Source organism: Ruegeria sp. CDSC052, assembly GCF_059610685.1.
This window is the reverse complement of sequence record NZ_JBXWOB010000009.1, coordinates 23,875-44,867: the sequence shown is the minus strand read 5'-3', so window position 1 is coordinate 44,867 and position 20,993 is coordinate 23,875. Positions and strand designations below refer to the sequence as shown.

Below are 20,993 nucleotides of genomic sequence, written 5' to 3'. Positions count from 1 at the left end.
AAGATCTTCAAATCCGAAGAAAAAGACACTGGCCGCACCTCGCAAACTTGGCATGGCATCGGGACAACATATTTTGTCAAATGGCCGCCGAAGGTTCCGCTCCTTGTGAATAATTATTAGCCTGCGAATATGAAAAACTTAATTTCCCGCGGCATATCGAAGGCCCTTGGCCGTGGCAAACAACAGCCACTTGAAAGCCCCGAGGCTATTCCGCCGGGAAATAAGCATATTCAAATGCCGCGGGAACAAGCCAACGTATTGTCGCGTTGTCTGTCGATTGATCTGGAGGTTGATCCCAAGGAAGCCAAGTTGTTCGCCTTTGCAGCCGTGCCAGACGGTGATGGAGAGGGGATAATTCATCGTAAAGGCGATCCGAAGGCCGCGCTTGAAAAGCTCGACTTGTTTTGCGCCGGTTTCGCACATGTCATTGGACACAATATTCTGCGCCATGACCTGCCGCATCTCATGGCGGTCTCGCCGCGCTTCGCAAAGCTCGCGGACGGACCGATTGACACGCTGTGGCTCAACCCCTTGGCGTTCCCGCGCAATCCCTACCATCATCTGGTCAAGCACTACCGCGATGGGCGGCTTCAAAGTGGTCACGTCAACGATCCCGAGCTCGACGCGCGTCTTGTGTTCGAGGTTCTTCGCAATCAGATCGACGCCTTGGTATCGCTGAACACGTTGTCGCCAGAAACGATGATGGCCTATCACTGGTTGTGCTGCCGAGGTCCCGGTAGCGACGGGTTTGATCGGTTGTTCAGCGACGTGCGCGGGGCGCCTATCCCGACAGAAGCAGAAGCGCACGAGGCCATTCGGAAGTTGCTTAAAGACTTGGCCTGCGGCGCGCAGGTGGACGCCTTGCTCGAGCGGCTCTCGGACACTGGGCTGGGCTGGCCGATGGCATATGCCCTTGCCTGGATTTCGGTCGCTGGTGGGGATTCTGTTATGCCGCCTTGGGTGCGGGCGCAATTCCGTGACGCAGCACGGCTGGTCAAAGACCTGAGAGATACGAATTGTCGTGATCAGCACTGTGCCTATTGCGCAGAGCACAATGATCCCACTCGTGCGCTCGAACGATGGTTCGGTTTTCCAAGTTTCCGCCCGGAACCAATCGACGAGAACGGACGCCCGCTTCAAGAAAAGATTGTGGCGACGGCCATGGAAGGCGACAATTTGTTGGGCATCCTTCCGACGGGCACGGGTAAATCCATCTGTTACCAGATCCCCGCGCTGTCTCGGTTCGACAAGACCGGGGCCTTGACCGTCGTAATATCGCCGCTTGTGGCGCTGATGGCGGACCAAGTTCAGGGCCTGGTTCGGGCCGGAATTTCCTCGGCAGTGACTATTAACGGGCTATTGTCATTGCCCGAGCGTCAGGATGCGCTTGACAAGGTGCGGCTCGGGGATGCTGCGATCCTTTTGATTTCGCCCGAACAACTGCGCAGCACAACAGTTCGGTCCGTTCTGGCACAGCGCGAGATAGGGCTGTGGGTGTTGGACGAGGCGCACTGCGTGTCCAAATGGGGACACGATTTCAGACCCGACTATCGCTACGTTTCGCGGTTTATCAAGGAGAGCTCAGGCGACGAACCGGCTCCGGTGCTTTGCTTGACCGCGACAGCGAAGCCAGACGTCGTGCAAGACATCCGCAATCATTTCAAAGAGCGTTTGGGGTCCGAACTGGTGTTGATCGACGGTGGCGCATCGCGGTCGAACCTGAGCTTCCAGGTGCTGCCAACGCAGCGTGCCACCAAGATGACCGATATCCTCGACACGATCGAAGCCCAGCTTCCGCGCGAGGGCGTGTCAGGGGCCGTCGTCTACTGTGCGACCCGAAACGCAACCGAGCGCGTGGCGGAGTTCTTAAAACAACAAGGCATCGCCGCTGAACGCTATCATGCGGGCCTCAGCGCCGATGACAAACGTGAGATCCAGGAAGATTTCCGCGTTGGCAATCTGCGCGTGATCGCGGCCACCAATGCCTTTGGGATGGGGGTCGACAAGCCGGACATCCGTCTGGTGGTTCACGGGGACGTGCCGGGGTCGCTGGAAAACTACCTGCAAGAGGCGGGTCGCGCCGGGCGAGACCGCGAACCTGCAAACTGCGTCCTGTTGTTCAATACCGAAGACGTTGATCGTCAGTTCAACCTCAGCGCGCGTTCTCGACTCGCGCGGCACGAAATCGGCGCGATCCTGAAGGCGCTTCGGCGCCTTGATGCTCGGACCGGAAAAGGCGGTGAAATAGTCGCTACACCCGGTGAGATCGTTCATGAGGAGAAAGAGCGAGATTTCCAGCGGGACAGCAATACCGACGATACGCGAGTGAAGACGGCCGTCGCCTGGCTGGAAGAAGCACACCTTCTGAACCGCGAAGAAAACCGGGTGCAGGTGTTCCCCGCCTCGCTCCGAGTAAGAAGCATGAAGGAGGTCCGTGAAATCCTTGCATCCGCTGAGATCACCGAGCGGCGGCGCGAGGATCTGGCCGCCATCGTGCAGCATATCATCAACGCGCCGCAGGAAGAGGGCATCACCACGGACGAGCTCTGCGGGGTCAGTGGGCTGACGATGTCGGGCGTTCGCAAAGCTTTGGCGGACCTCGAGGCCTTGGGGATTGCAAAAGATGATACAAACATCACCATCTTCGTGCATGTGCGCGTCGAGAATGCCTCGCCGAAACGATTCCAAGCGGCGTCCCGGTTGGAAGCTGACCTGATTGCGATCCTTAGAGAGCACGCGCCAGACGCGGACATCAATGAGGCTGTGCCCTGCCATCTGGCCTCAGTGGCGCAGGACCTGCGGGAGCGGGGACACGCCTCCGTGCGGCCCGATATTGTCGAGGGTTTGCTCCGTGGGATTGCGCAGGATGGCCGCGACATGGATGGCGGCAGAGGCAATATTGGCCTGCGCAAGGTGTCTAAAGGCAGTGTAATGGTGCGAACGCAAAGATCATGGGGGACAATCGAACAGACCGCTCAGCTTCGCAGGCAGGCCGCAGAGCGATTGGTTTCATTCTTGATCAACAAGGTTCAGGCTGGCCTGCGTGGGAAAGATGTTCCCGTCGAGACCACGCTTGGCGACCTTCTTGCAGCAATCAACAGCGATGCGCTATTGCGGACATCTGTCAATCACCCTGCAAAGCTGATGGACCGGGCGCTTCTGTGGTTGCACGAACAGCAGGTGGTGACTCTGGGCAAGGGTTTGTCCGTGTTCCGCTCGGCCATGACGTTGCACATCAATCAGAAGGGCGGCGCTTTTACCACCCAGCATTTCGCGCCGCTCGAAGACCACTACACTGAACAAACCATCCAGACCCACGTGATGGCGGCATATGCGGGCAAAGGTATCGACGATATCGATCAGGCCCAGCGGCTCGCGCATGACTATTTCGCAATGGATCAGTCCGACTTCATGAAAACTTGGATGCCAGGGAAAATTTCGGAGTTCAGACGGCAGGCAACACCTCAGTCTTACGCCGAGATCGTCGACAATCTGGGGAATTCGACACAAGAGCAGATCGTGCGTGACGACCGCGAACAGACCAATGTCCTTGTCCTCGCGGGGCCGGGGTCGGGCAAGACACGCGTGCTGGTCCATCGCGTCGCTTATCTGTTCCGGATCAAGCGCGAAGATCCAAACGGTATACTGGTGCTCGCCTACAATCGTCACGCGGCCGCCGAGATCCGGGAACGCTTGCGTCTGCTGATTGGCGAAGATGCTCGCTTTGTGACCGTCTTGACCATCCATGCCTTAGCCATGCGGTTGATTGGCGCGAGCTTCGCCGGACGGGAAACGGCCGATGAGCCTGATTTCGAGACGCTTCTGATCGATGCGGCACGTCTTTTGCGTGGCGACGGGCTGGACAAAATCGAGGCCGAAGCCTTACGAGAGACCTTGATCCAAGGGTTCCGATGGATTCTCGTGGACGAATATCAGGACGTTGGGCCCGAGGAATACGCCTTGATCGCAGCGGTGGCCGGTCGCAGTATCGACGACCCCGATCAACGCATCAGCCTGTTCGCGGTCGGCGATGACGACCAGAATATCTATGCGTTTGCCGGCGCATCGGTGCGCCACATCCGGCAATTCGAACAGGATTATTCAGCCAAGCCGGTCTTTCTGACCGACAATTATCGCTCGTCGAAAAACATCATCAGCGCAGCGAATGCCGTGATCGAAGGATCTCGGGAACGTATGAAAACTGGCCATGGGATTACAGTCGACAAATCGAGGCAAAAGGACCCGGCCGGGGGGATCATGGAAAGCCTCGACCCGGTTGCGCAGGGGCGGGTCCAAATCCTTGGCTGCCCGGCCGGAAATGACGCTCAGGCCCTTGCGGCGGTCAACGAGATGATCCGCCTGTCAAAACTGATCCCGGATTGGAGCTGGAAGGGCGCGGCAATCATTTCTCGTGATTGGCGCAAGCTTCTGCCAGTCCGCGATTTTGCCGAGGCGCATGGAATTCCAGTCGAAATGGCGAACGAAAACTTGCCAAGTGTGTGGCGCACCCGTGAGATGCGGAGGTTCATTGGTGGCCTGTGCGAGAGGCACGTTGCCTTGGTCAGCTTGGGCGACCTTACCGAAACTCTGAATGCGATACCCACGAGCCGTTGGACTGACCGGATCGGCGAGGGACTTGGCCAACTTGCGCGTGAAGTTGATGGCAAAGCGCTTCCGAGCCCTGACGTGATCGAATGGTTTGCTGAATGGTCGAAAGACTCATGGGGCGAGCAGCGTGGCCTCAAGTTGTTGACGGCGCATCGCGCGAAAGGCCTCGAATTCGACGATGTCGTGATCCTGGATGGTGGTTGGGAGCGGCCCTCGCGAAACGAAGATCAGGACGCGCCGAGGCGTTTGTTCTATGTCGCCATGACACGTGCGCGGCGCAATTTGATCGTCATGAGTAACGACAATCACGAATACCTTCCCACCGAGTCTCCTTCCGTCGTCAAGCGGAACGTGGTGCCCGACTTGGCGACAGTCCCTGGCCCGCGCCGGTTCTTTCAATCGCCAGAAATGAAGATGGTCGACCTGTCATTTGCAGGGCGCCAAGGTGATCGGCACATTGTTCATGACGCGATCGCTGAAGCGCAGGTCGGCGCGCCAATCAAGCTCGCCAGTGTTGGAGATCGCTGGCAGATCGAGGATATTCAAGGGCGGGTCCTCGGGCGGATGGCAAGAGCATTTACGCCCCCGATTGGCACGAAATTTGTCACCGGCGAGATCGCGGCCATCATACACTGGCGTAAGGAAGATGCCGATGAGCGTTTTCATCACCTGATTAAACGCGCCAATTGGGAAGTCGTAGTGCCTGAACTGGTTTTCGAAGAGGCCAAGGGGGCAGTATAAGATCAGAATGGCAAGTGGGGCGGTCAAGCAATCGTTCGCTGCACTTGCCACTAAGGACTGCTCAGGGCCGTTATCACACATTCCAACAAGATGGATTATTGGCAGCTTTGTCCGCATGGCGGGCCAACACTGTTTTCGGACACCCCCAACATTTCCAAGTGAAGTACACATCTTGAGCGGAGCTAATTGTGGAGCAAGTTGTGGAGCAAACAGCCCCTTGCCCATTCAATCAAGCAGACGCAGTCTACATTTAAGGCTTATAAAACAGATTGTTAGCTACAATCTGATCCTGGATAAATGGTGCCCGGGGGCGGAATCGAACCACCGACACGAGGATTTTCAATCCACTGCTCTACCCCTGAGCTACCCGGGCACGGATACGGCTTTTGCCGTTGGGTGGAGGCGTTCTATGACTTGCTACTGGCAGTGTCCAGAGGCTTTTTTACATTTTTTCAATGTGGGCGCGGCATCTCAGTTTCAGTTGAAGAAACATTCTGTTCAACGTCTTCTTCACGCTGCGAAGGAACCGCGTAAGACCCGTTCAGCCACTTGGCCAAATCAATGTCTGCACAGCGTTTCGAACAAAAAGGACGGAATTGAGACACCGTTGGTTCGTGACAGATCGGACAGCTCATTTCAGCACTTCCGCAAGGGAAATCCGGCCGCGTTTGCGTTGCAACTCATAGTGACCCAACGGGGTCCATCCTGCCAGAATCGTCTCGATCGGATCAGACTTGAATGCAGATCGCAAAGCGGCTTCGAAACCGCGCCGGTCTTTCTTGGGCATTGGAGCGAGGTCGAGCGTGATCTGCCCCCCCAACCCACGGACACGCAATGCACGTGGCAGTGCTTTTGCGCAGGCGAAATTGGCCTTGGTTCCGGCGGCCATCGAGGTGTCTGAACCCGTGTTTACATCTACGGCCACCAGGGCGCGGGTGGGCTGGATATAGATGTGTCCGCCCCCGGCCAATGGTTCTGATATTCCGCCCGCCTGATCCAATGCATCCAAGACACCATGCGCCTCAAAGGCGCCGGGCTCGGTGACGACCTCGGCCGGGTCGGTCCAGTCGCGCCAGGCCAAAACATGCGGCCCATCACCTGCGAGCAGAACCTCAGGCTCGGTACCGGGATCGTTCATCACAGCATCGGCATGAGCCAGCATGACGCCGATATCCTCGGCAATCTCTTGGGCATTCTCGCCCTGACAGCAGGACCGCAGGATCAACCCGTGTTCGCTGCCTGCCATGGCCTCATGTGCGATTTCCAGCAAGCGGTCGCGTTCATCCTCATCCCGGATACTGCGCGATATATTCAGGCCCGGTGCATCCGGAGTGACAATCGCAAAGCGGCTTTTGAACAGCACGCGATCCGTCACCGGCAGCGCCTTTCCGGGTTCGACAAAACCGGTCACCTGGACCAGCTTAAGCTCTCCAGGGGCCAATCCTTTGACCTGTCGCAAAAAGGCCTGGCCGTCCGGCGTGGCCAGAAACATCCCGCCCTGCCCCTTGACCGGGCGATCCGCCCGCGCCCGGTAGATAGTACCGGGTGCCGGGGCTTCGGAAGCAATCAGGAAATCGTCAAGCTTTCCGTCCACCATCAACGCCGCGGCCTCGCGGTTGTTGATGTGGTCTAAAACGATGGTACGCCCCTTCATGGTGCCTCGCGATACAAAGGATAGCCGATGCCCTGCAGCAATCCGGCGGTCTCGGATAATGGTAGGCCCACGATGCCCGTAAACGATCCGGAAATCCATGGGATGAAGGCTCCTGCAGGCCCTTGGATCGCATATGCACCGGCTTTACCCTGCCAGTCACCCGTCGCCAGATAGGCATTGATCTCAACATCCGACAGGCGCTTGACCTTGACCTGAGAAACGACGTCGCGTTGCAATACACGCTCTCCGCGGCGAACAGCGACCGAAGTGATCACCCGGTGCCGCCGCCCGGACAGAGCGTGCAGAAACTCGGCCGCCTGACCTGCATCTTCGGGTTTTCCCAGGATGCGCCGGCCCAGCGCAACCGTGGTGTCCGCACACAGCGTGACATCATCGCTTTCGGCGGGAACTGCTTGCACTTTGGCGCGCGTGATCCGGTGGCAATAAGGCACCGGCAACTCACCCTTCAAAGGCGTTTCGTCAATGTCAGGGGCACGGATGGCGTCGGGCTGTACGCCAAGCTGCGCCAGCAGGTCCAGCCGCCTTGGGCTGCCCGATCCAAGAATAAACGCCATGTGTCGGGCGTTACTTAAAGCGATAGTTGATCCGACCTTTGGTCAGATCGTAGGGGGTCATCTCGACTTGAACTTTGTCGCCAGCCAGAACACGGATGCGGTTCTTGCGCATCTTGCCTGCCGTATGTGCGATGATCTCATGGCCGTTTTCCAGCTCGACCCGAAACGTCGCATTAGGCAGGAGTTCCTTCACGACACCGGGAAATTCGAGCGTATCTTCCTTGGCCATGTTGTCTCCATAATTACGTTGCACCCGCAGAATCTACGGGGATGTGCGCCTAAATGAGCCTATTTGGGGCTTATTTCAAGGGCGTATTCACCTAAAGAGAGGATATTGTGACTGTTTCGACTCGACCGCACTGCTCGTCCCAATGGGCGCGGTTCAACACATGGCCATCCCGGCGCACATTGGCGATCGTAGTCAAGTCGACGTCGGCATAGGTCCAGCCAGGTTGGTTCAGCGCTCCCTCTGCTAACACTCCGGTCGCGGGAAAACCCTTGTCAGGTGGACCAAAAATACCACCCGTTCCTGTATTCATATCCACCGCATCGGACCATTCGTTTTTGCCCACCAGAGACGCCATGACCATAACACATTGGTTTTCCAGCGCACGCGACATAGCCCCGATGCGGACACGCCAGTATCCTGCCAACGCCTCGGTGCATGAGGGAACCAGGATTATATCCGCCTCACTTAGGGCTCTACCCAGCAGGGGGAATTCACTGTCATAGCAGATCAGGATTCCGATTTTTCCAAGTGGGGTATCAAACAATTTCAGTGGTCCGCCCGGCGCGATATCCCAGTCTTCGCGTTCAAAGCGGGTCATGATCTGTTTGTCCTGATGGTCAAACGTCCCGTTCGGAGCGTAGAACACAGCCCGGTTTACCGGACGGCCTGACCCGTCAATCACCGGAGCGGATGCGCCCAGGATGTAGGTCTCATGCTCTTGAGCCAGACGCGAATGCAGGGCCTGCACGTCCCCCATCCGATCTGAAACAGCACGGATCGAACGCTCTAGATCACCCGCTACTTCGGCCCCATCCAAAGTCGACAATTCCATCGCGCCATACTCGGGGAAAACGAGAAGATCTGCCCCCTGCCCTGCCGCATCCGAGACCCAGCGGGCCAGCTTATCTTCATACTGCGCCCAGTTTTCGAGCCAGTCGAGGTTATAGGCGGCGGAGGCAAGTCTCATGGGGCATTCCTTGCAGTCTTAACTCGGCTGAAATCTAAGTGTGCGTTCGTGGACTGTATAGCCCAACCGTGACACATTGAATTTAGGACAGCTAGTTCATTTGTAAGCCCATGGCATACGAACTTCAGCACTGGTAAATGAGAGCAAGAAAATTGAGGATTTTCCAGTGATGAATTTTAGAATCCTTTGCTTGGTTTTAGGAACAACGTGCTTATCTGTGCCCGCGCTTGCGGACTGTTTTGATACGCCAACATGGCACGACGAACCGCTTACTCAGTTGTTTTTGGATGGTTTGGGTGATGGCAAAGAGCAAGACGTTAGACGAGCCAGTTTGACCATGTTGCTTATGTCCAAAGAACCCGCCCGCGAACAGCGGGATGAGTTAAAGTTCTATTTGATGCGGACGGCATTAATGCAATTCGATGGCGACAAAGGGGCGCTCAGGAAGAAACTGCAAGATGGTTCGCTTTATGATGTCATTCAACTGACTGACTTCTCCCGTTCGAACCCGAGGGATCAAAGCAGGATCATCTCCGCTTACTGGTTAAACGGGTGCGTCGAGGAAGCGCTTGAATTACTTGCCTCGACGAACAACTCGCTGACAAGCCAATACTATATGCCAATAGCCACCGGAGATGCCGAGTTACTTCGCAGCCTAGCGCAACGCCTGGAGCCGGGCGGATACCATCAAAAAAGACTAATTACTTTTGCAAAGCTGCTTGAGAGCCCGGACACCAAAGAAGAAACTCTTCAAGAGTTTTTGGATTATCTGGAGTCGGAAAGAACAGGTGCCGAGTCAGAGGATTGGATTGACAGCACTGGAGTAAAGGTTGCTCTGAACGTAATCCGAGGCAAGCAACTGGACCTGGAGCTGTTACCGACTGAACCTGTCTATGACCCGGTCGAACTAGAGCTCAGCGGTATGCGATTCTCAGCCTTTGTCGCATGGATGGGCGCCGCTGGATTTTGCGAAGCGACTTGGAAAACATCTTTTGTCCTTCTAGGCACGCCAGCCAAAAGCATGCCCTTCAATCGCGAGCTTCTTGAAGCGTCTGTGATCAGGTGCGTAGAAAATCATGATGGATGAGGGCCGGTAGACGTTGATTTCGGCTTTCTCCGCACAGCGGGCAAAACCACCTACAAATCCCTGATCCAGAATTGCAAAGGCTTCAGCGTCTCGCCTTCTTCACCGATATCCCTCCACGAAAACTGCGCAATAGCGCCGGGCAACGGCTCATACTTCCGCGCGCTCCAAAAAGCATCCAGCGGGCGGTAGGTATCAGGCCGCATCGGGTGATCGGTCGTGCGTTGCACACCGCAAAAGGCGCATTTCGTGAAGCCAAAGCTGCGCGCATGGGCTTCGCGCAAGTCAAAGAACCTATGCCCCACGCCCTGCCCGCGATAGTTGGGCAGCAAGACGGATTCCGCGCAGTAGAAGATCTGGGACAAGTCCAGCCCAGAGCCATCGAAGGCCGCCGCGAAATCGGCGGCATGGTCGGCTAGCGGGGCGCCGGTCGATGCGCCGATCAGACGATCCCCGTCAAAGGCACCAACAACGATGGATCTGTCGCTGTCACGGTAGGATTGCAGGTATTTCCGCTCGTATTCCAGATCGCCGCCATAAAGATACGGCCATGCCCGAAACACCTCGATCCGCAAGCGAGCGACGTCATCCAGAGCCGCCTCAAGCGCCGCCCCGGTCAAGGCGCGAACGCCTGTGACCTCAGCCATTCGAGACCTGCTTGGTCCAGTCGGCCAGGTTGTAAAAGGTGGTGACCCGCGTGATCTTGCCATCCTTCAGGTCAAAGAATGACCCGGCTGGTAGGCGGTAGGTCTGCCCGCGTGCTTTGGGCAGGCCTTCATCCGTCTCAAGATAGGTGCCGTTCACGATGAATTCAGCGGCGGCACGGGTACCGCCCTCGGCCGCGAACACAACGATATCGGTGAGGTTCTCGCGATAGCAGCGGTTCATGTGGTCACAAAAAGCTGCGAATTTCTCTTTGCCCACTCGTATCTGCCCTTCGTTCACATGATGGGCTACGTCGTCGGACAAACAGGCCAGCATGCCGGTTACGTCCCCGGCGTTGAAGGCTTCGAAATAGGTTTTGACGGTTTCGTTCATGGTCACTCCGTTGGTTCGCCCCAGCGGTCCTTCAGATGCTGAATGATCTGATCGCGGGTCTGTCGGTAGTGATGTAACTTTTCCTCGCGGCTTTCGCCCAGCCCGGTAGGGTCCATTATTGGCCAATAATCGACATCCAGATGAAAAACCCGCGTCAAATCCAGCGCACGGCGCTGGCTGGCCGGCGACAGCGCTACAATCAGATCGAACGAGCTGAGGTCGTCACCCCATTCCTGCATTTCATCGAACGACCGGGATCGGTGACGTGAAAGCTCGACGTCGATTTCATGACAGACCGAAATGCAAAAGCCATCGATCTCAAGATCGTTGTGCACCCCGGCGGATTGCACATAGGTGCCGGTGCCATAAAACTTCTTCATGATGCCTTCGGCCATCGGAGATCGGACCGAATTGTGGTCGCAACAGAACAAGATGGACTGCGGCAGAGACGTCACCCGTCACCCCCCGAAATGCAATACGCAGATCAACGTAAACAGGCGGCGGGCTGTGTCTGAATCAACTTCGGCCTTGCCTTCCAGACGTTCCTGCAACACCCGACTGCCTTCGTTGTGGATACCACGCCGGGCCATGTCGATGGTTTCGATCTGGCTGGGCGGCAAAGTCTTTACGGCGTCGAAATAGCTTTCACAGATCTGGAAGTAGTCCTTGACCACCTGCCTGAATGGTCCAAGGGACAGATGGAACTCGGCCGCTTTTTCTTCGGCTTCGGTGGCAATGTCGAAGACCAAACGCTTGTCACGGATCGAGAGCTGCACATGATACGGCCCTTCCGGAACCACACGATCATCGCGTTTGGGCAGCGCGAAAGCGTTATCCTCAAGCAGATCATAGATTGCCACCTTGCGCTCCTGCTCGATCTCGGGAGTCGGCGGGGGCAAGTTTCTATCATCCAGTTCGATGTGCGAAATTCGGGTCATGGTCGTTTGGTCCGTTCAGGTCGGGACAGACTTATCCCAATGGAAATAAATGGGCAACGCAGTGACCGCCCGTCCGACGAAAATCGTCAAAGCGGGTGTTCGGACGGATCTATTCCGTGTTTGCGCAACAGCGTATCGACCAGTGAACCAGAGTTGATTTGGCGGCCAAGAAAGATCTTTCGGAACCAGGATCCAAAAAAATGGACAGACATCTGTTGGTCCCACTTCAGAAAATCCAGTTTGGAAAGGTCGGGGTCATTCCAAAGGCCGCGATATCGCAATGGGATAGGATAGAGGACCGACCTGTGCACAGCCATCTCATGCTCTGGTGTGCCATACAGAAAATGAAACAGCATGGGCGGACCAAAGCTGAAAATTGGCAGGCTCCAATAGGTCGACCCGTTGAACATCTGGCGGTAGGTTTCCCTATGTTCTTGTGTCCACCATGGCGGCACCAGATCGCTGTCAAAAGCATATTTGCACATGGCCTGCAGCCCCGGACTGTCGCTGGGCAACGCAAGTACACCGTTCATGATCCGTTGTTTCTTGAGGTTCGCATTCGGAAAAAGATACCCGTTCTTTGTCTCGAATGGCCGGACCGCATAAGCATCCGCATCGGCCCAGATATAGTTGGTTTTTTGCATCAACTGCAGACGGAAAAGATCTGCATGAACGGCCACGGATCGGGTTATCGGATCGCGGTAGATCTCGGGAGTATCATAAATTTCGCGGGCATCGCGCGGCTCGATATAATCCGGAATGTCTTCAAGATCGCCATAGTGATAGACGATTGGCTTCTGGTCGACATCGGCGAAGGACTTCAGGCACAGATGTTCCAAAAAGCTAAAGCGCTTACCGATCCAGAGGGTCGCCACACGTTCCAAATCAACCTCCTTTAGATCCGGTCGCACATAAAGAGCGCCGCAATTTGCCCCTTGATTTCAAGCCCTATCGGGGAAAATCGGATGAGGTAATTGCAGGTGTGACCCTCTGACCATAGGTGATCAACCGTTCAATCGTTTCAACCGTGCGGTCACGGACAGCCCGTGCGCCTCGAGGCTTTCCGACTGCGCAAGTTGCTCTGCCGCTGGCCCGATTGCCCGCAGGGCTTCGGGTGTCATCTGGCTGAGCGTCGTGCGTTTCAGGAAATCCATCACACTCAGACCGGAAGAAAAACGCGCCGACCGGGCGGTGGGTAGGACGTGATTAGGCCCACCAACATAATCCCCGATTGCCTCGGGCGTGTACTGACCAAGAAAGATTGCACCTGCGTGAATTGTCTTTTCGCTCAGAGCGACGGGATCTGCGACGCATAGCTCAAGGTGTTCCGGGGCAATTCGGTTCGACAGAGAGGCTGCCTCATCCAGACTGCCCACAGTGATCACCGCACCAAAATCGCGCCAACTGGCCCCGGCTATGGCCCGGCGTTGCAGGGTTTCAAGACGTTTTTCCACGGCTTGCGCCACGGCCCGTCCAAAATCGGCGCTATCCGTGATCAGGATCGACTGAGCACTTTCGTCATGTTCTGCCTGGCTGAGTAGATCCAGTGCAATCCAGTCGGGGTCGTTGTCTTTGTCAGCAATAACCAGAATCTCGGACGGTCCCGCAATCATGTCTATACCGACCTTACCAAAGACTCTGCGTTTGGCGGCAGCAACAAAAGCGTTTCCGGGGCCTGTGATCTTGTCCACCGCTGCGATGGTATCTGTTCCATAGGCCAGTGCCGCAATCGCTTGCGCCCCGCCGATGCGATAGACCGTAGTCACGCCTGACAGGTGCGCGGCCAAAAGGACCAGAGGGTTCGCCTGACCGTCTGGTGTGGGCACGGCGATGGCCAGACGCTCGACCCCTGCGACATTGGCCGGGATCGCGTTCATCAGAACCGACGACGGATACGAGGCCAGCCCTCCCGGCACATACAGCCCCGCCGCAGACACTGCGGACCAGCGCCAGCCAAGGGTCGCCCCGGCCTCATCCGTCCATTGGTGATCGGCGGGCATCTGTTTCTCGTGATAGGCCCGGATGCGTTCGGCTGCCAGTTCGAGCGCCTGACGATCCGCGTCCGAGACCTGCGCAATGGCGGCGTCGATTTCCTCTGCCGAAAAGGCCAGCGTATCCGGTGTCAGCTCTAACCGGTCGAATTTGGCCGTCAGTTCGATTACCGCCTCATCCCCACGGACCCGCACATCGTCAATGATCTGCGCGACGATGGCATCCACATCCGGGCTGTCTTCGCGCTTGGCCGACAGCAGGGTTTGAAAAGCGGCTTCAAACTCGGGCGACGTGGTGTCTAGAAAAACGGGCATGATCTGGCACTCCGTGGCGTTTCACCGGGTCATATCGCCGGGATGGGCTGTCCTCAACCCTGAGTCCACCGGGTGCAGCGATTTGCGCATCTCAAAACAGGATATGCTTTTGCGCGCCGCGCAGCCGCCAGTCGGTTTCCAGCCATGCCGGATATAAAACGCCTGGGCCGTCCGTGTCCCCTCAAGCTGTGCCTCGGTGCAACCGGCAGCGGCCAGTTCCTGTTCCAGCCGGGCCAACAACGCGCTTCCCACCCCAAGACCGGTATGAGCCGGGTCGATATAGAGCAGCGTGATCTCGCCGCCCTCACGCAATCCGCCGACAGCCGCAACCTGACCTGCGCGCTCGGCCAGCCAAATCTGCGCTCCGGCCTTGATCCAACCCCGAATGGTCTCCGGGTCTTTATTGGCGGTCCATTCCGCAACGGCCTGTGGATCATCGCCATGATCCACCCGGCACAGCTGCGTGATCGAACGGATCAGTACGCGGCTTAAATCAAAGACATCAAACACGGTCGCGCGGCGCAACATCAGACCAGCGGGTGGTTCTGAGAAGGCCTGCGCGATACCGCGCTTATTCTGCATGATGCGGTGCTTGCCCCGACGGCGCCTGATACGGGCGGGTCACATCTTTGAGCGTGACGTCTATTGCCTCGACCGACAGGCGGATCGCGCCATCACCGGCCAATGTCAGCAAAATCTGACCCGCGCCGTCTTCGCCGGGTTCAAAATCGACCGAAAGCAAGGACATCACCAAATCCTTCTCGCTACGGTCGATACCCTGGCTGGCCACGGTTAGAACGGAAGCGAACACCAGCACAGACTGCACCCTTTCGAATGGACGGCCCCGGCGCGTGGCCGCATCCTTGTCCTCCCAGCGGAAACGGTTCAGCAACAGGCCAAAGCGGCGCTGCGACGGATGCCAGGTCATTTCGGATACGGGGAACACTGCATCCTGTGTCAAAGTCGAGATCACCCGAAGGTCATCCCCATCCTCTGCACCCAGATTCAGTGGAGCCTCACGCCCATCGTGGAAACTTGCGTCTGTCATTGGTCTTTGATCCGTTCAATTTTGGCGCCCACGCCTTCCAACTTGCGCACAACATGCTCATACCCACGATCCAGATGATAGACCCTGCTGACAGTTGTTTCACCTTCAGCAGCCAGCCCCGCCAGTATCAGCGAGACCGAAGCACGCAGATCTGTCGCCATAACCGGCGCGCCCTTCAGACGTTCGACACCAGTCACGGTTGCCGTGCCACCGTGCACTTCGATATTCGCGCCCATCCGCACCAATTCGGGGGCGTGCATGAAACGGTTCTCGAAAATGCGTTCTTCAAGCACCGAGATACCTTCGGCCGTGCACATCAGCGCCATCATCTGGGCCTGCAGGTCGGTCGGAAAACCCGGGAACGGCTCGGTCACGACATCCACGGCTTTGACGCGCCCGTTCTTGCGGGCGACCAAAAGACCGTTTGCTGTTTCCGAGACATTCACGCCCGCCGCATCCAGTTTCCCGGCAAATGATTCCACCAGAGACATCCGCCCGCCCAACAGTTCGACTTCTCCACCACAAATCGCCGGCGCCAGCATATAGGTGCCCAGCTCGATCCGGTCAGTGACTACTTGATGGGTGGCGCCATGCAACCGGTCTACGCCTTGAATTTCGATGGTCGGCGTGCCTTCACCGGAAATCTGGGCACCCATCTTCCTCAGACACTCGACCAAATCGACGATTTCAGGTTCGCGCGCCGCGTTCTTCAGAACCGTTGTGCCTTTAGCCAGCGTGGCCGCCATGACAATGTTCTCGGTCGCGCCCACGGATGCAAATCGCATCTCATGCACGGCACCTTTCAACCCGCCCACAGCTTTGGCATGCAGATACCCGTCCTTAAGCTCAATCTCAGCGCCCAGCGCCTCGAGCCCTTCGACGTGCAGATCCATCGGACGCGCGCCGATTGCACAGCCTCCGGGCAGCGAAACGACCGCCTGCCCAAACCGCGCCAGCAAAGGACCCAGCACAAGGTTTGACGCGCGCATCTTTCGCACGATGTCATAGTCCGCCGTCTGACTGGTCAGGTCGTGGCTGGACATTGCGATCACCTGACCATCCTGCAATGACGACACCTCGGCCCCCAAGGACTGCAGCAAAGCCGTCATCGTCTTGATGTCGCTCAGCCGAGGCGCATTGGTCAGCGTCAGCGGTTCTTCGCTGAGCAAGGTCGCCGGCATCAGCGTCAGACACGCGTTTTTTGCCCCTGCAATCGGTATCTGACCTTTAAGCGGCCCGTTGCCTGTCACCAGAATCGAATCCATCTGCTCTTATCCCTCGTCTTTGTCGGCTTTGCCGTTCTGGGTTGCCCGCGCCTTAGCCTGCGCCTTACGCCGCGCCATATTCGCCTTGAGCGCCGCTTTCAGCCGCTCTTCGCGCACATCGCCGGATCTGCCGTGTTTTTTAGGTGTATTTTTTTCTGCCATAACCTTTCTCTACAGGAGGCGAAAAAAACCGTCCAGACACCCTTGCGCCGCGTTTCGTTTGAGTCTAATCACCCGCCCACAGCGCTGCTGTAGCTCAGAGGTAGAGCACTCCCTTGGTAATGGGCGGGTCCATTCCAAGTTTGTTTGTTCGAACAATGAGTTAGTGGAGCGTGGTGGAAATTAGTAGGGTATTAGTAGGGCGTTTTTCCCGGTGCCCTGAAGTGGATAGGCTGCTGTAGCTCAGAGGTAGAGCACTCCCTTGGTAAGGGAGAGGTCGAGAGTTCAATTCTCTCCAGCAGCACCATAAAATCAATAATTTACGAGATTTACTCTGCTGGCACCATATAAGTGGCGACCACATGGCGACCACGCCTTAGCAAAATACGTCCGTTGTTAACGTCGCATGGTCGGGGCCTTGCCTTCATAGACGAGCTCCACCCCCCGCCCCTTGGCACCCCTTCAGCTGATCGAACGCAAGCCTGTGAGCCTCTCACACTTTCTGTGACGCGTTTTTCCAAGGCTACTTTTATTGGGGTAGGTCCACTATCTGTTGGTTGGAGCCCGTCGAACTAGAGTTTTGGGTTCGAGTATCCCTTCGCACCAATAGCGGACGTTCAGGAAATTTGATTTTATGTCCGCATTGCGGGACAAAGCGGACTTGTGCATGTGCGGCTATTGCTGACGCAGAATTTGCTCGCATGTGCGGCGGACACGTCGCTGCGATGCAGCTGATATCGCCAAAGCGGCCATTGCCGAGTGGTCTTAGAGGCCTGGTTCAAAACTGCACTTTCGTTGCAATGGCGCAACAGAGGACTAAGTGACCAGCTGCTCTTTCGGTTTCGCGTAGTCGTCTCAACCCCAAGCATGCCCGGCTGATCGGTCACCTGAAGCGGTTTGCCACCGGTCTCTACCGGCAAATATCTCATTTTGCGTCCTTCGGAGATCTGATGAGCCATGACAACAAAAGCGGTGCCAAAGCGAGGGCAAGCATGACCCGAAAGACATGATGCACACCGACAAAAGCCACGTCACGATCATAGCTCAGCGCGATAATTGACATTTCCGCCAGCCCGCCGGGCGCATAGGCAAGAACCAACGAAACCGGATCAACACCAACCCCTTGTGCGACCAGAAGCGCTGCGGTGAAGGCCGTGCCGATTTGAACGCCGACGACTATGAAGGCCGCGCCAAACGAAGCAGTCAGGCTCTTGAGCGGGGCACCTGCGAAACGCCCACCTACGTTGATTCCGATGAAAACCTGGATGACGATTGTAATTGACCCTGGAACGTTGAAATCCGACGCCCCCGAGAGGTGCAGCGCCGCGCTGATCAGCATCGGCACAATCACGATGGGCGCGGGCAACCTTCGCCAGCCGCGCGCGAAGAGTCCCGCGAGAATGCAGATCACAATCCACAGCCAGTCCTGTCCCGTCAGGGTCGCAACATTCATCGATGCGTTGCCTGCGGCTGGTTCAATCGTCGCAATCTGGCTGATCAACACGGGGATGAACAGGATCGCAAGGGCAATCCGAAGCGCGTGTATAATTGCAACGCGGGTCTGATCTGCGCCCTCTCGGTCAGACAGCAACACCATCTCTGCAATGCCTCCGGGCATCGCGCAAAGGGCAGCGGTTGTCGCCTCAAACCGCAAGATCTTGCGCAGGAAAAGGAATCCTGCCGCAAACATCACCGCAAGAGACAGGATCAAACAAAGTAATGTCGGCCACCAGGTTCCAACGGATGAAATCAATTCACTGGTAAAAGCGGCCCCCAGCATCACGCCGATGGAGGCGCGTATGATATTGAGCAGCAAACTGGGGGTTTGAACTGGCAAACGGGCCAGCGAGGCCGCCGCCGTCGCCAACATAGACCCGATCATCCAGCCCAGAGGCAGGCCGGTGCGCGAAACCACCCATCCAGCGATGCTTGCAGCGGCTATCGTCGCAAAGAGAAAGCAATATGAGCTTTGTCGCAAAATCAGACCAGTTGCTCTTTGCTGAGCAACACCCCGTCCGCATCACCATAAACCCAATCGTTCGGCTCAAACGTGACGCCACCAAATCCAATCTTTTGACCAACTTTGCCCCAGCCTTCTTTTGCGCTTTTTACCGGGCTTGTCCCAAGCGCAAATACCAGCGTATCCATCTGGTCAATCTCGATACTGTCACGTATCGCTGCATTCAAAATCAGACCGGTCCAGCCATTCTTGATTGCCAACCCGGCCAGAATGTCGCCCAGAATTGCAATACGGGTGGACGCGCCTCCATCGACAACCAGCACGCGCCCCTCACCCGGAGTTTCCAGCTGAGCGCGCACTTCAGTATTGTCCTCGAAACACTTCACCGTCTGCACCTGAGCCGCAAAATTGGTGCGGGTCCCGAAACGGCGAAAAGGCAGATGCACTAATGCAAGGTCGTTCGCATGGTTATCAATCAGATCAGCGGTTTTCATATCGGCCTCACATATTTGAGTAAGTTGCTCTTAGGTCGGCCACGTCGGCCTCGCTCAAAAAGCGCGTCTTTCGACCGCGCAACGCCACAAGAAGCTTGGCGGTTTCTTCCAGCTCTTCTGCTGCGCACACTGCAGAGAACAGATCTTTGGCCGACACCACAGGGCCGTGGTTGGCGAGCAGAACAGCGCTGTAGGCACCCTTCAGATCGCGGATCAGATCACCTGATTTCGGATCGCCCGGCTTGACATAGGGCACTAATTTCACCGTGCCGACCCGCATCACAACATAGGGTGTCAGCGGTGGGATGCAGTCATCAGGATTGGTGTCTTCCAAACAAGATAGCGCGGTCGCCCAAGTCGAATGAAGGTGCACCACGGCACCAGCCTGCTGGCGGGTTTCATAAAAGGCCTGATGCAAAAAGACCTCTTTGGTAGGCCGGTCGCCTGCGACATGGTTGCCCTCTAGGTCGATCTTGCTGATCCGGTCGAGGTCAATCGCGCCCAAGGTGGAGTTAGTCGGAGTCATCAGGATGCCATCAGGCAGACGGGCCGAAACATTGCCTGCCGTGCCGACAGAGAAGCCCCGGTTGAACAGCGACGCACAAAGGTCCGACATCTGTTGGCGGAGTTCTGCTTCGGTGTTCACTTTTGCCCCTCCATCATGCGCAGTGCTTTGGTGAAAAAATCGGGCGCGCCAAAATTGCCTGATTTCAGCGCAAGCGAGATCGGTTGATCGTCGCCCAAGGTCAGAACCGGAACACCCGGATCGATCTCTGCGCCGATGCGCATCGCGGGTGCGCCTAGTTCGTCGGCTACGGCCTGCGCCACTGCTCCAGAAGTTTCGCCTCCTGCAACCACGATTCGGCGATACCCGCGCTGCACCAGTGCACGTGCCGTATCGGCAAACAGATCGTCCAGTTTCGTAGCTACGGCCTCGCGACCAAACTTGGTCTGGATATCTTTCACCTCTTTGGGTGTGCCAGAGGAATAGATCAGAGGAGCGTTTCCCGTATTGTCGACGATGAAGGTCAACAGGTCATCCTTGGTGATAGTATCGTTCATGACACCGGGCACGTCGATGGCAAAGGTCGGATGAGACTTCTGGTGTTCGGCCAGCTGGCCTCGCGTGGCCCCAGAACAAGAGCCCGCCAGAATGGCTTCGGGTCCTGATGTACCCTCGGCAGTCGGCGCGTTGGGTTCGGCCATCCCGTTGCGAATGAAGTTGCGCGGCAAGCCCAATGCAATGCCGGAGCCGCCCGTTACCAAAGATGCCCCCTGAAGCGCTTCGGCTAAGATCAGAAGATGCTGATCCGTCACGGCATCGGCCACGAGAAATTTTTCAGATGCGCCAACAATTGCGGCCCGCACCTGCTCAGACCCCATCGATACAGTTGAAAGTGGCACGTGCCCGACCGAATTTTTGGTTTGCTGACGCAACCAGCGACGTAAGTCAGGATCGGTCATTGGGGTCAACGGGTGGTTCTGCATCCCGCTTTCGCTCAGCAACACGTCGCCCACGAAGAGGTGCCCCTGGTAGACCGTGCGTCCGGTTGCCGGGAAGGCCGGACAGACGACAACTCTCTGCGCATCCAGCGCAGCGCTCAAGGCGTCGGCAACCGGGCCTATATTGCCCTTGGGCGTAGAATCGAAGGTGGAGCAGTACTTAAAAAGGATTTGTTTACAGCCCTGATCCAATAGCCAGCCAAGCGCCTCGAGGCTTTCGCTTACTGCATCTTCGACCGCATTCGAGCGCGACTTCAAGCTGACAATCCCGGCGTCGATATCCGATGCTGCGGCCCCCGTCGGCACACCAGGATATTGGGCGGTACGTAGCCCACCTTCAGCGTCAACGCCCTTGGCCAGCGTGTTGGCGACATCGCTGCCACCCGTGAAATCATCCGCGATAACGCCAATCAACATGGCTGAA

21 protein-coding genes and 2 tRNA genes are annotated in these 20,993 nt (G+C 57.0%); 3 read left to right on the top strand and 20 right to left on the bottom strand.

Annotated elements, in window-relative coordinates:
* Positions 1 to 234 precede the first annotated feature (234 nt).
* A complete protein-coding gene (locus AC2FIM_RS14580; RefSeq protein WP_496708366.1) occupies positions 235 to 5,349 on the top strand; it encodes a RecQ family ATP-dependent DNA helicase in 5,115 nt (1,704 codons plus the stop codon).
* 298 nt (positions 5,350 to 5,647) lie between these two features.
* Here the strand turns inward: AC2FIM_RS14580 and AC2FIM_RS14575 are convergent.
* From AC2FIM_RS14575 to AC2FIM_RS14550, 6 genes are all read right to left on the bottom strand, one after another.
* Positions 5,648 to 5,722, bottom strand: a tRNA-Phe gene (locus AC2FIM_RS14575).
* A gap of 79 nt (positions 5,723 to 5,801) precedes the next feature.
* Positions 5,802 to 5,984 carry a DNA gyrase inhibitor YacG gene (locus AC2FIM_RS14570; protein ID WP_271952462.1) on the bottom strand — a complete coding sequence of 61 codons (183 nt, stop codon included), beginning with the start codon at positions 5,982 to 5,984 and terminating at the stop codon, positions 5,802 to 5,804.
* Positions 5,981 to 7,003: a ribonuclease E/G gene (locus tag AC2FIM_RS14565; protein WP_142639006.1), complete on the bottom strand. Its 1,023-nt coding sequence runs from the start codon at positions 7,001 to 7,003 to the stop codon at positions 5,981 to 5,983. The genes AC2FIM_RS14570 and AC2FIM_RS14565 overlap by 4 nt, the downstream gene beginning before the upstream one ends.
* A complete protein-coding gene (locus AC2FIM_RS14560) occupies positions 7,000 to 7,578 on the bottom strand; it encodes a Maf family protein (RefSeq protein WP_271952459.1) in 579 nt (192 codons plus the stop codon). The genes AC2FIM_RS14565 and AC2FIM_RS14560 overlap by 4 nt, the downstream gene beginning before the upstream one ends.
* Before the next feature lie 10 nt (positions 7,579 to 7,588).
* A complete protein-coding gene (gene infA / locus AC2FIM_RS14555) occupies positions 7,589 to 7,807 on the bottom strand; it encodes a translation initiation factor IF-1 (RefSeq protein ID WP_005978431.1) in 219 nt (72 codons plus the stop codon).
* Positions 7,808 to 7,898: 91 nt separating this feature from the next.
* On the bottom strand, positions 7,899 to 8,774 hold the full coding sequence (locus tag AC2FIM_RS14550) for a carbon-nitrogen hydrolase family protein (RefSeq protein WP_496679720.1): 876 nt from the start codon (positions 8,772 to 8,774) through the stop codon (positions 7,899 to 7,901).
* Between the two features lie 169 nt (positions 8,775 to 8,943).
* Here AC2FIM_RS14550 and AC2FIM_RS14545 point away from each other — a divergent pair, with 169 nt between their 5' ends.
* Complete coding sequence (locus tag AC2FIM_RS14545; protein ID WP_496679717.1) at positions 8,944 to 9,861, top strand: hypothetical protein; 918 nt, start codon at positions 8,944 to 8,946, stop codon at positions 9,859 to 9,861.
* A gap of 50 nt (positions 9,862 to 9,911) precedes the next feature.
* Here AC2FIM_RS14545 and AC2FIM_RS14540 read toward each other — a convergent pair whose 3' ends face one another.
* The 10 genes from AC2FIM_RS14540 to AC2FIM_RS14495 all read right to left on the bottom strand — a co-directional run bounded on the left by AC2FIM_RS14540 (position 9,912) and on the right by AC2FIM_RS14495 (position 16,615).
* Positions 9,912 to 10,505, bottom strand: a complete 594-nt coding sequence (locus AC2FIM_RS14540) for a GNAT family N-acetyltransferase (protein WP_281995643.1) — start codon at positions 10,503 to 10,505, stop codon at positions 9,912 to 9,914.
* Positions 10,498 to 10,896: a ketosteroid isomerase-related protein gene (locus AC2FIM_RS14535; RefSeq protein WP_281995642.1), complete on the bottom strand. Its 399-nt coding sequence runs from the start codon at positions 10,894 to 10,896 to the stop codon at positions 10,498 to 10,500. Before AC2FIM_RS14535 ends, AC2FIM_RS14540 begins: the two co-directional genes overlap by 8 nt.
* Positions 10,897 to 10,898: 2 nt before the next feature.
* Positions 10,899 to 11,351 (bottom strand): arsenate-mycothiol transferase ArsC, encoded by a 453-nt coding sequence (locus AC2FIM_RS14530; protein ID WP_142639018.1) that lies wholly within the window; start codon positions 11,349 to 11,351, stop codon positions 10,899 to 10,901.
* A 3-nt stretch (positions 11,352 to 11,354) separates the two neighbouring features.
* Positions 11,355 to 11,834, bottom strand: coding sequence for a UPF0262 family protein (locus AC2FIM_RS14525; protein ID WP_142639020.1), 480 nt, complete (start codon positions 11,832 to 11,834; stop codon positions 11,355 to 11,357).
* An 86-nt stretch (positions 11,835 to 11,920) separates the two neighbouring features.
* The gene (locus tag AC2FIM_RS14520; RefSeq protein WP_281973616.1) at positions 11,921 to 12,718 is read right to left on the bottom strand and encodes a hypothetical protein; all 798 of its coding nucleotides are present in this window, start codon (positions 12,716 to 12,718) and stop codon (positions 11,921 to 11,923) included.
* Between the two features lie 120 nt (positions 12,719 to 12,838).
* On the bottom strand, positions 12,839 to 14,140 hold the full coding sequence (hisD, locus tag AC2FIM_RS14515; protein WP_496679712.1) for a histidinol dehydrogenase: 1,302 nt from the start codon (positions 14,138 to 14,140) through the stop codon (positions 12,839 to 12,841).
* Between the two features lie 21 nt (positions 14,141 to 14,161).
* Positions 14,162 to 14,722 (bottom strand): GNAT family N-acetyltransferase, encoded by a 561-nt coding sequence (locus AC2FIM_RS14510; protein WP_142639025.1) that lies wholly within the window; start codon positions 14,720 to 14,722, stop codon positions 14,162 to 14,164.
* The gene (locus AC2FIM_RS14505) at positions 14,712 to 15,188 is read right to left on the bottom strand and encodes a DUF2948 family protein (RefSeq protein WP_142639027.1); all 477 of its coding nucleotides are present in this window, start codon (positions 15,186 to 15,188) and stop codon (positions 14,712 to 14,714) included. The genes AC2FIM_RS14510 and AC2FIM_RS14505 overlap by 11 nt, the downstream gene beginning before the upstream one ends.
* Entirely contained in the window at positions 15,185 to 16,453 is a 1,269-nt protein-coding gene (gene murA / locus AC2FIM_RS14500) for a UDP-N-acetylglucosamine 1-carboxyvinyltransferase (RefSeq protein ID WP_271952449.1), read from the bottom strand. Before murA ends, AC2FIM_RS14505 begins: the two co-directional genes overlap by 4 nt.
* Positions 16,454 to 16,459: 6 nt before the next feature.
* Positions 16,460 to 16,615 carry a hypothetical protein gene (locus AC2FIM_RS14495; protein WP_185956727.1) on the bottom strand — a complete coding sequence of 52 codons (156 nt, stop codon included), beginning with the start codon at positions 16,613 to 16,615 and terminating at the stop codon, positions 16,460 to 16,462.
* Between the two features lie 229 nt (positions 16,616 to 16,844).
* Between AC2FIM_RS14495 and AC2FIM_RS14490 the strand changes: the two genes are divergently transcribed.
* Positions 16,845 to 16,919: transfer RNA gene (locus AC2FIM_RS14490), tRNA-Thr, on the top strand.
* A 618-nt stretch (positions 16,920 to 17,537) separates the two neighbouring features.
* Here AC2FIM_RS14490 and AC2FIM_RS14485 read toward each other — a convergent pair.
* The 4 genes from AC2FIM_RS14485 to otnK are packed head-to-tail and all read right to left on the bottom strand — an operon-like array spanning position 17,538 to position 20,986.
* Positions 17,538 to 18,590 carry an AbrB family transcriptional regulator gene (locus AC2FIM_RS14485; RefSeq protein WP_271952447.1) on the bottom strand — a complete coding sequence of 351 codons (1,053 nt, stop codon included), beginning with the start codon at positions 18,588 to 18,590 and terminating at the stop codon, positions 17,538 to 17,540.
* 2 nt (positions 18,591 to 18,592) lie between these two features.
* Positions 18,593 to 19,066: a ribonuclease E activity regulator RraA gene (rraA, locus tag AC2FIM_RS14480; protein WP_142639033.1), complete on the bottom strand. Its 474-nt coding sequence runs from the start codon at positions 19,064 to 19,066 to the stop codon at positions 18,593 to 18,595.
* 7 nt (positions 19,067 to 19,073) lie between these two features.
* On the bottom strand, positions 19,074 to 19,712 hold the full coding sequence (gene otnC, locus AC2FIM_RS14475; RefSeq protein ID WP_142639035.1) for a 3-oxo-tetronate 4-phosphate decarboxylase: 639 nt from the start codon (positions 19,710 to 19,712) through the stop codon (positions 19,074 to 19,076).
* On the bottom strand, positions 19,709 to 20,986 hold the full coding sequence (gene otnK, locus AC2FIM_RS14470; protein WP_142639037.1) for a 3-oxo-tetronate kinase: 1,278 nt from the start codon (positions 20,984 to 20,986) through the stop codon (positions 19,709 to 19,711). The genes otnC and otnK overlap by 4 nt, the downstream gene beginning before the upstream one ends.
* Positions 20,987 to 20,993 lie beyond the last annotated feature (7 nt).

What these genes read in the sequence shown, in the direction of transcription:
- AC2FIM_RS14570 (WP_271952462.1), bottom strand. Translation starts at nt 5,984, where the DNA reads ATGAGCTGTCCGATCTGTCACGAACCAACGGTGTCTCAATTCCGTCCT.
- AC2FIM_RS14580 (WP_496708366.1), top strand. Translation starts at nt 235, where the DNA reads ATGCCGCGGGAACAAGCCAACGTATTGTCGCGTTGTCTGTCGATTGAT.
- AC2FIM_RS14545 (WP_496679717.1), top strand. Translation starts at nt 8,944, where the DNA reads ATGAATTTTAGAATCCTTTGCTTGGTTTTAGGAACAACGTGCTTATCT.
- AC2FIM_RS14540 (WP_281995643.1), bottom strand. Translation starts at nt 10,505, where the DNA reads ATGGCTGAGGTCACAGGCGTTCGCGCCTTGACCGGGGCGGCGCTTGAG.
- murA (WP_271952449.1), bottom strand. Translation starts at nt 16,453, where the DNA reads ATGGATTCGATTCTGGTGACAGGCAACGGGCCGCTTAAAGGTCAGATA.
- AC2FIM_RS14495 (WP_185956727.1), bottom strand. Translation starts at nt 16,615, where the DNA reads ATGGCAGAAAAAAATACACCTAAAAAACACGGCAGATCCGGCGATGTG.
- AC2FIM_RS14525 (WP_142639020.1), bottom strand. Translation starts at nt 11,834, where the DNA reads ATGACCCGAATTTCGCACATCGAACTGGATGATAGAAACTTGCCCCCG.
- AC2FIM_RS14510 (WP_142639025.1), bottom strand. Translation starts at nt 14,722, where the DNA reads ATGCAGAATAAGCGCGGTATCGCGCAGGCCTTCTCAGAACCACCCGCT.
- AC2FIM_RS14535 (WP_281995642.1), bottom strand. Translation starts at nt 10,896, where the DNA reads ATGAACGAAACCGTCAAAACCTATTTCGAAGCCTTCAACGCCGGGGAC.
- rraA (WP_142639033.1), bottom strand. Translation starts at nt 19,066, where the DNA reads ATGAAAACCGCTGATCTGATTGATAACCATGCGAACGACCTTGCATTA.
- AC2FIM_RS14505 (WP_142639027.1), bottom strand. Translation starts at nt 15,188, where the DNA reads ATGACAGACGCAAGTTTCCACGATGGGCGTGAGGCTCCACTGAATCTG.
- hisD (WP_496679712.1), bottom strand. Translation starts at nt 14,140, where the DNA reads ATGCCCGTTTTTCTAGACACCACGTCGCCCGAGTTTGAAGCCGCTTTT.
- AC2FIM_RS14560 (WP_271952459.1), bottom strand. Translation starts at nt 7,578, where the DNA reads ATGGCGTTTATTCTTGGATCGGGCAGCCCAAGGCGGCTGGACCTGCTG.
- AC2FIM_RS14550 (WP_496679720.1), bottom strand. Translation starts at nt 8,774, where the DNA reads ATGAGACTTGCCTCCGCCGCCTATAACCTCGACTGGCTCGAAAACTGG.
- infA (WP_005978431.1), bottom strand. Translation starts at nt 7,807, where the DNA reads ATGGCCAAGGAAGATACGCTCGAATTTCCCGGTGTCGTGAAGGAACTC.
- otnK (WP_142639037.1), bottom strand. Translation starts at nt 20,986, where the DNA reads ATGTTGATTGGCGTTATCGCGGATGATTTCACGGGTGGCAGCGATGTC.
- AC2FIM_RS14565 (WP_142639006.1), bottom strand. Translation starts at nt 7,003, where the DNA reads ATGAAGGGGCGTACCATCGTTTTAGACCACATCAACAACCGCGAGGCC.